The 12094-nt window shown below is 74.0% G+C and carries 8 protein-coding genes and 1 pseudogene; 7 read left to right on the forward strand and 2 right to left on the reverse strand.

What is annotated here, in order from left to right; translation table 11 throughout:
* Positions 1-63 precede the first annotated feature (63 nt).
* From HN013_RS05600 to HN013_RS05630, 7 genes and pseudogenes are all read left to right on the forward strand, one after another.
* Positions 64-1068 carry a 3-oxoacyl-ACP synthase III family protein gene (locus HN013_RS05600; RefSeq protein ID WP_171163581.1) on the forward strand — a complete coding sequence of 335 codons (1005 nt, stop codon included), beginning with the start codon at positions 64-66 and terminating at the stop codon, positions 1066-1068.
* Between the two features lie 48 nt (positions 1069-1116).
* Entirely contained in the window at positions 1117-1374 is a 258-nt protein-coding gene (locus HN013_RS05605) for an acyl carrier protein (protein WP_171163583.1), read from the forward strand.
* A complete protein-coding gene (locus HN013_RS05610) occupies positions 1371-2600 on the forward strand; it encodes a beta-ketoacyl-[acyl-carrier-protein] synthase family protein (RefSeq protein ID WP_312018505.1) in 1230 nt (409 codons plus the stop codon). Before HN013_RS05605 ends, HN013_RS05610 begins: the two co-directional genes overlap by 4 nt.
* 551 nt (positions 2601-3151) lie before the next feature.
* Positions 3152-5914: a SpoIIE family protein phosphatase gene (locus tag HN013_RS05615; RefSeq protein WP_398978506.1), complete on the forward strand. Its 2763-nt coding sequence runs from the start codon at positions 3152-3154 to the stop codon at positions 5912-5914.
* A gap of 113 nt (positions 5915-6027) precedes the next feature.
* Positions 6028-8094, forward strand: coding sequence for a SpoIIE family protein phosphatase (locus HN013_RS05620; RefSeq protein WP_249374749.1), 2067 nt, complete (start codon positions 6028-6030; stop codon positions 8092-8094).
* Positions 8095-8184: 90 nt separating this feature from the next.
* The gene (locus HN013_RS05625; protein ID WP_212763989.1) at positions 8185-8418 is read left to right on the forward strand and encodes a hypothetical protein; all 234 of its coding nucleotides are present in this window, start codon (positions 8185-8187) and stop codon (positions 8416-8418) included.
* A gap of 72 nt (positions 8419-8490) precedes the next feature.
* Positions 8491-8673: pseudogene (locus HN013_RS05630) on the forward strand (class I SAM-dependent methyltransferase); the annotation flags it as partial.
* Between the two features lie 236 nt (positions 8674-8909).
* Here HN013_RS05630 and HN013_RS05635 read toward each other — a convergent pair.
* Entirely contained in the window at positions 8910-10478 is a 1569-nt protein-coding gene (locus tag HN013_RS05635) for a malate synthase (protein ID WP_171163587.1), read from the reverse strand.
* Between the two features lie 304 nt (positions 10479-10782).
* Positions 10783-12063 (reverse strand): isocitrate lyase, encoded by a 1281-nt coding sequence (aceA, locus tag HN013_RS05640; RefSeq protein WP_171163589.1) that lies wholly within the window; start codon positions 12061-12063, stop codon positions 10783-10785.
* Between the last annotated feature and the right edge of the window lie 31 nt (positions 12064-12094).

Below are 12094 nucleotides of genomic sequence, written 5' to 3' on the forward strand. Positions count from 1 at the left end.
GCCCGCACTCCCCGCCGGGTATAGATGAGGGGCGGTCCTCAACCGCCCGAGAGGAGGCGGGAATTGACCCGTCCGCGCTATTCCCGGATGTCCGCCGTGGCGGCCCATCTGCCGGAGCGGAGGATTTCCACCGACGAACTCGAGGACATCATCCAGGAGAACAGCCCGGAATTCCGGGTGCCCCGGGGGATGATCCGCCGTATGACCGGCGTCGCCCACCGGTACCTGCGGCCGGACGACCAGATGCCCTCCGACCTCGCCGTGACCGCGGCGGGCAAGGCCCTGGCCGACGCCGGGTGGCAGCCGGGCGACCTGGATCTGATCGTCTTCGCCGCGGTGTCCATGGACCTCCTGGAGCCCGCCACCGCCCATGTCGTGGCCGCCAAACTCGGGGCGGGCTGCCCCGTGTTCGACGTCAAGAACGCCTGCAACAGCCTGCTGAACGGCTTGGAGGTCGGGGACGCGCTGATCAGGTCGGGGGCCTACCGCCGCGTTCTCGTCTGCTGCGGCGAGTGCCCCACCCACATCCTCCGCAAATCCGTGTCCGGGCCGCGCGAGTTCCTCGACGCCATGGTCGGTTACACCGTCTCGGACGTGGGGGCGGCGGTCCTCCTGGAGGCGTCGGACGAACCGGGACTCCTGGGGTTCGGCATGCGGGCGATCTCGTCGGAGTGGCCCGCGGGCGCGGTGCCGCTGCCCGGCGTCCCTTCCGGCGCCTCCCGGCTGCGCTTCGACCTGCCGGTCATGGCCAGGGCGGTCCACCGGCTCGTCGACGAGGAGACCCTCGCGTGGTCGTCGGGGCGGACCGGGCTCCCCATGACGGAGGTCTCGATGTGCTGTGCCCACCTGGCGGCCGGCGCCCTCGCCGACGACTTCTCCGCCACCGTCGGTATCCCCCGGAGCAAGCTGGTCACCACCATCACGTCCCACGGCAACACCGCCTCGGCCACCCTGCCCCTGCAACTGGACCTCGCCCTGCGCGAGGGCCGGGCGGCCCGGGGGGACACCGTCCTGCTGGCCGGTCTCGCGAGCGGCATCAGTCTGGGATTCCTGTGGCTGCGGTTATGACCTCCGCGGCCACGGGCGAGAAGCAACCGAGGGATGGAGGGCCAGCCCGTGTCCGATCTCCATGAGACCCTGTTCGGCGTTCTGGAAGGAAACTTCGGCATCCCCCGCACGGAGGTGAGTCCCGGGACGAAGCTCACCGAGCTCGGCCTGGAATCGCTCGCCCGCGCCGAGCTGGCGCTGATCCTCCGGGACCGGCTCGCCGTGGCGCTGACCGACGAGGACGTGCCCGAGGACACCACCGTCGGCGATGTGATCGAGCTGCTGTCCACCCGGGTGGCGGAGGCCGGCGCCCGGGAGGCCGGGTGACCGGGGACCGCCGGGTGGCGGTGACCGGCATCGGCCTGGTCACCGCGGCCGGGATCGGCCGCGCCCCCACCTGGGAGGCCGTGTGCGCCGGCGTCGGAACCGCCACCCGCACACCCGCTCTCCGCGGACAACGGGTCGACTTTTTCTGCACGTTGCCCCCTCTCGGCGCCGCCCTCGCCCCGCTGCGCCGCAAGGTGTGGCGGCTGGACCCGTTCGCGCGCGCCGCGCTGCTCGCCGCCCGCGAGGCGATGGCGGACAGCGGTCTCGACCCGGCGGAATGGGACGCGTCACGCGTCGGCGTCGTGCTGGGCAGCGGCTGCGGCGGGGGCTGGAGCGTGTGGCAGCAGCAGGAGCGGCTGCGCGACCGCGGGCCTGAGCACGTCTCCTCACTGCTGCATCCCATGAGCCTGATCAACATGGCGGCCGCCGAAGTGGCCCTGGAATGCGGGGCGCTGGGCCCCAGCCTGACCACCGTGACCGCCTGCGCGTCCGGGGCGGACGCCCTCGCCGCGGCCCGGCTCTGGCTCACGGCGGGGCTCTGCGACATCGTCCTGGCCGGTGGCACCGAGGTGGCCACCACCCCGCTGAACGTCGTGGGCTTCGACCGGCTCGGCCTGCTCTCCCGCCGCCGCGACGACCCGGCCACCGCCTGCCGCCCCTTCGACGCCGACCGGGACGGCTTCGTCGGCGGCGAGGCCGCCGCCGTCCTGGTCCTGGAACGCCCGGAGCACGCCCGGGCGCGCGGCGCCGCCCCCCGGGCCCTGCTCACCGGCTGCGGCTCGTCCACCGACGCCCACCACCCGACCTCCCCGCACCCCGAGGGCGCGGGCGCCCGGCGGGCCCTGCGGCTCGCCCTGGCGGACGCGGGGATGACGCCGGAGGAGGTGGACCACGTCAACGCGCACGGGACCGGCACCCCGCTCAACGACCTCGTCGAGGGCCGCGTCATCGAGGACCTTCTGCCGCACGGGCCCGGCGTCACCGCCACCAAGGGCGTCCTGGGCCATACGCTCGGGGCCGCCGGGGCGGTGGAGGCTGCGGTGACGGTACTGACCGTCCAGCACGGCCTCGTCCCGCCCACGGCCAACCTGGACCGGCTGGACCCGGGGCTGTCGCTCGACGTCGTGCGGGGCGCACCGCGGAAGCAGCGGGTCGGGGTCGCCGTGAGCCATTCCTTCGGGTTCGGCGGGCACAACACGGTGCTGGTGTTCCGTACGGCGGAGTGAGCGGGCCCGGCGGACGCCCGGAAAAATCTCCCGTGGCAGCCGTCCGACCGGTGTGGAACGGTGGAATCCGGAAAGAAGCACGACCGGAACCGCACACCCGACCCACCCGAGGAGGCCCCATGTCCTCGAAGCGACGCCGCAAGAAGAAGGCCCGCCGCAACCACGCGGCCAACCACGGCCGGCGCCCCCAGACCTGACGACGGCGGATGTGGCCCTCCGCCCCTCGGACGGGCACGTTCTCCCGGACGTCACCCGTACGAGGGGCGGAAGGCTGCGCCGCGCCCCGCCTGCGTATGGGATGGGACTGCGTGCGGTACAGCGCAGCCGACCGCTCTCCCCCGAGCCGAATGAGGAGCCGGCAGATGACCTTGTCGGAACGCGACGTGGCGGACGAGATCGAGCAGATGAAGGAGGACGCCCTGAACCAGGTGGTCACCGACGAGGACCGGGACGCCGGTCTGGCCGACGAGGACTGGTGAGCGCACGACGGGGCGCCCCCCGCGCGGCGGCTATCGTTCGCGCCGGGCGGGGCGGCGGGGTAGACATGGAGCATGGCCCGAATCCGGGGCCGCTCCTGGAGGCCCTCGGGCCGCTGGTCCGCCGGCCGGCACGTGGGTGAACGGCGCGAGCGGCGGCAGTGGCGCCGGCGGCCGCGCGGGGCGTCGGCGCGCCGGTGGCCGGTGGCGAGCACCCGCAGCGTCGCCGGTCAGATGTTCGTGCTGCAGGTGCTCATTGTGCTGCTGCTCGTCGTGGCGGCCGTCGGCACGCTGCTCTTCCAGGCGCGGACCGACAGGTTCCAGGCGGCGCGCGACCGATCGCTCGCCGCCGCGGAGGCGTTCGCGCACGCCCCCGGCCTGCCGGCCGCCATGGCCGGTCCCGACCCGTCCTCCGCCCTCCAGCCCCTGACCGAGGACGCCCGGCGGCGCGGCGGCGTCGACTTCGTCGTGGTCACCGACCGCGACGGCATCCGCTACACCCACCCCGACCCCTCCCGCATCGGGAAGCACTTCGTCGGCACCGTCGATCCGTCGCTGAAGGACGGGAAGGTCACCGTCGAGAGCGTGCACGGCCCCCTCGGCGAGGAGGTGCAGGCGGTCGTGCCGGTCCGCGACGACCGGGGCCGGATCATCGGCGCCGTCTCCTCGGGGATCAAGGTCACCGCGGTGAGCAGCGCGTTCGACCGGCAGCTGCCGTTCGTCCTGGGGGCCGGCGCGGTGGCGCTGATCCTGGCGACGGGCGGGACGGCGCTGGTCAGCCGGCGGCTGCGGCGGCAGACCCATGGACTGGGCCCGGCCGAGATGGCCCGGATGTACGAGCACCACGACGCGGTGCTGCACGCGGTCCGCGAGGGCGTGGTCATCGTCGGCGGCGACGGCCGGCTGCTGCTCCTCAACGACGAGGCCCGCCGGCTCCTGGACCTGCCCCCCGACGTGGAGGGCCGGCACGTCACCGACCTCGGCCTGGACCCCCGGACGGCCGAGCTGCTGGCCTCCCGCCGCGTCGTCACCGACGAGGTGCTGCCCGTCGGGGACCGGCTGCTGGCGGTCAACAACCGGCCGACCGACCGCGGCGGCGGCCCGCCGGGCAGCGTCGCCACCCTGCGGGACTCCACCGAGCTCCGGGCGCTCGCCGGCCGGGCCGAGACGGCCCGCGGCCGGCTGCGGCTGCTGTACGACGCGAGCGTGGCCGTCGGCACCACGCTCGACGTGCGGCGCACGGCCGAGGAGCTCACCCAGGTGGCGTCGCCCCGGTTCGCCGACTACGCGACCGTCGACCTCGCCGAGCCCGTCCTGCACGGCGAGGAGCCGCGGATGGTGATGGGCGGCGACACCGCCGAGCTGCGCCGGGTGGCGCTCACCGGGCCGCGGGACGACCATCCGCTGTACCCGGCGGGCGACCTCGTCACCTTCGCCGGCCCGACGCCGCAGGCCACGGGCTTCGTGAGCGGTCACCCGGTCCTCGTCACCGATCTGGCGACCTCCGCCGGCTGGCGGACGCAGGACATGGACCGCACCCAGGCCGTCCTCGACTACGGCTTCCGGTCGCTGATCACCGTGCCGCTGAAGGCGCGCGGCGTCCTGCTGGGCATCGCCAACTTCTGGCGCACCCGCGACAGCGAACCGTTCGAGGACGAGGACCTGTCGCTCGCCGAGGAGCTGGCGGCGCGCGCCGCGGTCTGCATCGACAACGCCCGCCGCTACACCCGCGAGCACGACATGGCCGTCGCCCTGCAGCACAGCCTGCTGCCGCGCGGCCTGCCCGAACAGACGGCGCTCGACGTCGCCTTCCGTTACCTGCCGGCGCAGGCCGGGGTGGGCGGCGACTGGTTCGACGTCATCCCGCTGCCGGGAGCGCGGGTCGCCCTGGTGGTCGGCGACGTGGTCGGGCACGGGCTGCACGCCGCCGCCACCATGGGGCGGCTGCGCACCGCCGTGCTGAACTTCTCCGCCCTCGACCCGCCGCCGGACGAGCTCCTCGGGCACCTCGACGAACTGGTCGCCCGCATCGACCAGGAGGCGGCCGGCGACGCCGACGAGCCCTCCATCGCGGGCGCCACCTGTCTGTACGCGGTCTACGACCCGATCTCCGGCATCTGTTCGCTGGCCCGGGCCGGGCATCCGCTGCCGGCCCTGGTCTCCCCCGAGGGCGCCGTGGACTTCCCTGAGCTGCCGGCCGGGCCGCCGCTGGGCCTGGGCGGCCTGCCCTTCGAGGCCGCGGAGCTGCGGCTGCCGGAGGGCAGCAACCTGGTGCTCTACACGGACGGGCTGGTCGAGGACCGCCAGCGGGACATCGACGCGGGCCTGGCCATCCTCCGCGACACACTGGCGGAGCAGCCCGGCCGGACCCCGCAGGAGACCTGCGAGGCGCTGCTCGACGCGCTGCTGCCGGCCCGGCAGAGCGACGACATCGCCCTGCTCGTGGCCCGTACCCGCATCCTGGAGCGGGACCGGATCGCCGAGTGGGAGCTGCCCTCCGACCCGGCGGTGGTGGGCCGCGCCCGGGCCGACGTCACCCGGCAGCTGGCGGAGTGGGGCCTGGAGGAGGCCGTGTTCACCACCGAGCTGGTCCTCAGCGAGCTGATCACCAACGCCATCCGGCACGCCTCCGGCCCGATCCGGGTGCGCCTGCTCCGCGACCGCACGCTGATCTGCGAGGTCTCCGACACCAGCAGCACCTCGCCGCACCTGCGCTACGCGGCGGCCGAGGACGAGGGCGGCCGGGGCCTGTTCCTGGTGGCGCAGCTGGCCGAGCGCTGGGGCACCCGGTACACACCCGAGGGCAAGGTCATCTGGGCCGAGCAGCCGCTCGGCTGAGTGGTGCGGCGGCCGCGTACCGGCCCGCCTCCGCCGCGGGCGGGCCGGCCGGTGATGTCATGCGCGGGGGGCCGGCGCGGGCGCCGGGCCACCGGACGACGGGAGGACCGACCATGACAGGCCAGGACAGCGCCGCGGCGCCGCCCCTGCCCCACGACTGGCGGATGTTCGACCCGGCGCCGGTCGCCATGGCGGTCACCCGGGGCCCCCGGCACCTGCTGGTCTACACGAACGCCTGCTACCGCGAGCTCTTCGGCGACCGGTCGCTCGGGGTGCCGGTCACCGAGGCCTTCGCCGATCTGCGGCAGCGCGGTGACCTCGCGCTGTTCGACGAGGTGCGGCACACGGGCGCGCCCGTCTCGCTGACCACCGCCCCGGCCCGGCTCCGCCCGCCGCCGGACGGCGACACCCGCTATTTCACGTTCAGCCTCTCGGCCGTCGGCGGCTCCGGGGAGGAGCGCGGGGTGCTGGTGGTGGCGACGGAGGTGACCGACCGGGTCGCGGCGGCCGAGCGGGTGCGCACACTGTCGGAGGAGCGGCTGCGGGCCCTGCGCCGGTTCGAGAACCTGGTGGCCGCCGGGACGCAGATGGTGTGGGTGACGGCGGCCAAGGGCGGCACGATCGAGCCGAGCCCCGGCTGGGAGCGGGTGACCGGCCAGACGTGGGAGCAGTTCCGCGGCGACGGCTGGCTCGACGTCCTGCACCCGGAGGACCGTGCGCCGATGGAGGCCGCCTGGCAGCAGGCGCTGCGGGAGGTGCCGGACGAGTTCCGGTACGTGTACCGGCTGCGGACGGTGGACGGTTCGTACCGCCACTTCGATGTGCGGGCGGTGCCCGTGCGCGAGGACGGCCGGGTCGTGGAGTGGGTGGGCACCTGCACCGACATCGAGGACCGGTGGCGGGAGGAGCGCCGCAAGGACGTCCTGGCCCGGGGGGCCGCCGTGCTCGCGGAGTCCACCAAACCGCGCGCCGCCTTCGCCGCGCTCGGGGACGTCATCGTCCCGGCCCTCGCCGACAAGTGCGGCATCTACCTCTTCCGCGACCCCACCGACCAGTTGACGGCCGGCACCCCGCTCGTCGTCGAGCGCATCGCCGCCCGCACCCGGGCCGGGCTGCCGGCCCACCCGGCCCGGCTGGGCGAGGAACACATCGCCGCGGACAGCGCGTTCGCCCGGGCGGTGCGCGAACGGCGGGTGATCCACGCCTCGTTCTCTCCCGAGCGCATTCCCCCGGGCACCGCCCCGCCGGACAGCGTCGAGTGGCTGCGGAACGTGAGGGCGCACAGCATGGTCGTCGTCCCGGTGGTCATCGACGGCACGCTCGCCGCCATCGTGGACGCCTTCTCCTGCGGCGACCGCGACCCGATGGGCCCGACGGACGAGGCCCTGCTCCGCGAACTCCTCGAACAGGCCCACGATCCGCTGCGCAACATCATCGAGTTCCAGCGCACCCAGCGCGTCGCCCTGGCCCTCCAGCACAGCCTGCTCACCGAGCCGCCGCGCTACGACGACCTGGTGATCACGGCCCGCTACCTGCCCAGCCCGGCCGCCGCGGACGTCGGCGGCGACTGGTACGACTCCTTCGTCCTGGGGGACGGCGCTCCGGTCCTGGTCATCGGTGACGTCGCCGGGCACGACATCGAGGCCGCCGTGACCATGAGCCGGATGCGCAATATGCTGCGGAGCCTGACGGCCGACCGCGAGGAGCCGCCGGGCGACATCATCCGCCGGCTGGACCGGGCCACCCAGGTCCTCGACCCGGACGAGTCCACCGCCACCTGCGCCCTCGTCCGGATCGAGCACGCGCCGGACGGCGGCCGGCAGGCCCACTACTCCGTCGCGGGCCACCCCCCGCCGCTCGTGGTGGACCGGGACGGCGGCACCCACTTCCTGGACGCCGCCACCTCCCCGCTGCTGGGCCTGCCCATCCCCGACGAGTGGCGGGTCAGCGCCGTCGAACCGCTGCCCCTGGGCGGCACGCTCCTCCTCTACACCGACGGCCTGGTCGAACGCCCCGACGAGGACATCGACCACGGCCTCGCCCGGCTGGCCCACGCGGCCTCCGGGCTCGCCCGCGCCTCCCTGGACGACTTCTGCGACGCCCTCCTCTCGGAGGCGGCCGCCGTCGGCAGGGACGACATCTGCCTGATCGCCGCGCGGCTGCCGGAGGACGACGGCTGACACTCCCCGTCGGACGGACGCCGGGGGCCGATACATGGCCCCGCCCGGTACCGTTGCGTGAGCCCGAACTCCCCGAGCGGAGGGCCGACGATGCTGCCCGAGATCACCGAACACGAGTGCACCGGTTGCGGCAGGGCGGTCAGGGGCATCTTCGGCCGCTGGGCCTGCCCCGACTGCAAGACCAGCTCCCCGTACACGGAACCCCCCGCCCCGTACGCGACCGGCCTCCGGAACGGCGTGGCACCACGGCGCGACCCGCTCCGGCACCATGTCTGCGGCGAGGTCGCGTGCGTGTGCCCGCGGCTGAACTGCCGGGGCCGCTAGCGCTCCCTGCGGGCGCGGTGCTCCGACCGCGCCCGGTACGACCGGCGGATCGGCGCGTGCCCCGACCATTTCGTCGACTTCGAGGCCGACGACTCGTGGTGGGAGCGGCTGACGGCCGCGGGGGTCGATCCGCGAAAGCCCGCGGTCGTCGCGTCGACCGGAGTCAGCATGTACCTCACGCGCGAGGCCAACACCGCCACACTGCGCCAGGTCGCCGCGCTCGCGCCCGGCCCCGTCTTCGCCACGACGTTCCTGGTGGCGAAGGTGTAGCACCATCAGCCCGTCCGGCGATACCGCCGCGGTGCGGCACTTCAGCCCGTCCGGCGATTGAGGACAAGCGGCGCAGCCGCTTTCACGGGGTCCAGGGCAGCGCCCGGCACTCAAGCCCGTCCGGCGATTGAGGACGCGCGCCGCAGGCGCGCTCACCGGGGGTGCGGGGCCCTCCCCGCGGAAACGGCGAAAGGGAGGGCCAGGGGCATTCCCCCCGCCCGTCACCCCCGCCGCACCAGATACCTCGCGTACGCGTCCGTAACGAAGAACGCCGACAGCTCCTCCTGAAGGGCCGCCCGGACAAGGACATCCCGCGCGTCCGCCCACCGCGCATGCGGATGCTCCGCGGCCAGAGCCGCACTCTCCTCGTCGAGCAGACGCAGCACCGCGGCCCGCCGCACCACCCCGTGGTGGAGCCACTGCCACAGCTGGCAACGGGCGAGTTCGGAGGTGGCGGCATCCTCCAGCCGCCCATGGTGGACGACGCGCCCGCTGCCGCGCAGCCAGGAGTCCAGGCAGCGCAGAGCGGTGGCGATGCCGGCGCGAACGCCCTGTTCGGTGGGGCGGCCGCTGGTGCGGTGGACGGCGAGCAGGTCGGGGGCGGTGACGTGGACGTCCTCCCGGGTGCGTTCGAGCTGGTGCGGGCGGTCGCCCAGGACGGCGTCGAAGACCGTGCGGCAGACGGGGACGAGCCCGGGGTGGGCGGCCCGGGTGCCGTCGAAGCCGTCCTCGGCCTCCCGTTCGGCGTCGAGCCGGATCCGGGCGAGTGCCGCCTCGTCCGCCTGGGGGTCGTGGCCGGGCACGTGGAAGGCCGTGCCGCCGATCGCGTGAGCGCCCCGCCGGTGGCAGGTGCGGACGAGGAGTTCGGTGTACGCGCGGAGGAAGGGCGCCGTCACGGTGATCTTCGCCCGGTCGGGCAGGACGTGGTCGCGCCGGTGCGGGAAGGTCTTGACCACGCTGCACAGATAGCCGCGGTGATCGGCGGTGAGTCCGGCGGCATGCTCCCGGAGTTCGTGCAGGATCTCCTCCATCTCGAAGGCGGCGGTGACCGTTTCGACGGTGACGGTGGCGCGGACCGTGCCGCGCGGGATGCCGAGGAGGTCCTGGGCGAGGACGAACACGTCGTTCCACAGCCGCGCTTCGAGGTGGTTCTCCAGGTGGGGCAGCGAGAAGTACGGGCCGCGTCCCGCGTCGGTCTGCCGCCGGGCGCAGTGGAAGAAGTAGAGCCCGAAGTCCACCAGCGAGGCGGGCACGGCCCGGCCGTCGATGAGCAGGTGCTTCTCGGTGAGGTGCCAGCCCCGGGGGCGTACGACGAGCGTGGGGGCGGTGGAGCCGCCGGGCCCGGCGAGCTCTTCGGTGAACGTCAGCAGCGTCCGGTGCCCGTCGATGACGTTCTGCCAGGTGGGGGCGGTGGCGTCGGCGAAGTCCGCCGTCCAGACCCGGGCGCCGGAGGCGAGGGCCTCGTTCGCCGTGAGCCGGTCGGGCGGTCCCGTGAGCTCGGTCCGGCGATCGGTGAGCCCGGGCGCGGGCGGTGCGACGCGCCACGAGCGGTCGGCGCGGACGGCCGTGGTGGCCGGGACGAAGTCGAGGGCGCCGCCGCGGACCAGCAGGGCGGCCCGGTGGCGGCGCTCGGCGAGAAGAGCGGAACGGCGGGCGGCGAAGGCCTCGTCGAGGCGGGCGACGAAGTCGAGGGCGGCGGGGGTCAGGATGCCGTCGAACCGGGCGGTGCGGTCGCCGAGGACGCTGAGCGCGCGAGCGCGGCGGGGACTGGAGAGGGCGGGGGATGCCATGGCGATCTCCTGGGGGTGGTGTGCGGGGCCCGGTTGGCCGGTGTGGCGCGGAACAGTGGTGGCGGTGGGGTGAAAGGGGGCGACGGGGCCCTGGGGAAGAGAGGGGGGTGCCTTCGGGGAGGGACCGATGGCTTCCCCCTCGGGCCCGCCGCGAGGCCGCCCGAGGGCGGCCCGGTCCGCGACGGATGGTCCGCGGGCGAGCCGCCCGCAGGGGAACTGCCCTGGAGGTCTCACGGGGAAACCGCTCCGGCGGGAGCCGTTCCGCTCGGAACGGTTCCTGCCGGAACTGCTGCCCGTCCAGGGGTTAGTGGAACTGTTCTTCTTCGGTGGAGCCGGTGAGGGCGGTGGTGGTGGAGGTGGGGTTGAGTGCGGTGGTGACGAGGTCGAAGTAGCCGGTGCCGACTTCGCGCTGGTGTTTGACGGCGGTGAAGCCATGTTGCTGGGCGGCGAACTCCTTCTCCTGGAGGTCGACGTAGGCGGTCATGCCGTGGGTGGCGTAGTCGCGGGCGAGGGTGAACATGGCGTGGTTGAGGGAGTGGAATCCGGCCAGGGTGATGAACTGGAAGCGGTAGCCCATCGCGCCGAGTTCGCGCTGGAACTCGGCGATCTCCTGGTCGCTGAGGGCGGCTTTCCAGTTGAAGGAGGGGGAGCAGTTGTAGGCGAGCATCTTGTCGGGGTGCTCGGCGTGGATCGCCTCGGCGAACTCCTTGGCCTGGGCGAGGTCGGGGGTGCCGGTCTCGACCCACAGAAGGTCGGCGTAGGGGGCGTAGGCGAGGCCTCGGGCGATGACAGGGGCCATGCCGTTGCGGACGCGGTAGAAACCCTCCGGGGTGCGTTCGCCGGTGCAGTGGGGGGCGTCGCGTTCGTCGATGTCGCTGGTGAGGAGGGTGGCCGCGAGGGCGTCGGTGCGGGCGACGATCAGGGTGGGGACATCGGCGATGTCGGCGGCGAGGCGGGCGGCGTTGAGGGTGCGGATGTGCTGGCCGGTGGGGACGAGGACCTTGCCGCCGAGGTGGCCGCATTTCTTCTCGGAGGCGAGCTGGTCTTCGTAGTGGATACCGGCCGCCCCCGCGGCGATCATCGCCTTCGTCAGCTCGAACGCGTTCAGCGGCCCGCCGAACCCGGCCTCGGCGTCCGCGACGATCGGAACCAGCCAGTCCAGGGTGTTGTCGCCCTCGGCGGTGGTGATCTGGTCGGCGCGCAGCAGCGCGTTGTTGATCCGCCGCACCACGGCCGGCACCGAGTTCGCGGGATACAGGCTCTGGTCGGGGTAGGTGTGCCCGGCCTGGTTCGCGTCCGCCGCCACCTGCCAGCCGGACAGATAGATGGCTTCGAGTCCGGCCTTGACCTGCTGCACGGCCTGCCCGCCGGTCAGCGCACCCAACGCGTGGATGTAGTCCCGCTCGTGCAGCTGCCGCCACAACCGCTCCGCACCACGCCGCGCAAGAGTGTGCTCCTCACGCACACTCCCACTCAACCGCACCACATCCTCCGCGGAGTACGTCCGCTCGATCCCCCTCCACCGCGCATCCGTCGCCCACCGCCGCGCCAACTCCCCCGCTGCCGCCGTCCCTGCCTCAACCATGACCGTCTCCTGGTGTCGCCTCGAAGATGCG

This window comes from Streptomyces sp. I05A-00742 (assembly GCF_013055795.1).
Classification (GTDB): Bacteria; Actinomycetota; Actinomycetes; order Streptomycetales; family Streptomycetaceae; genus Streptomyces.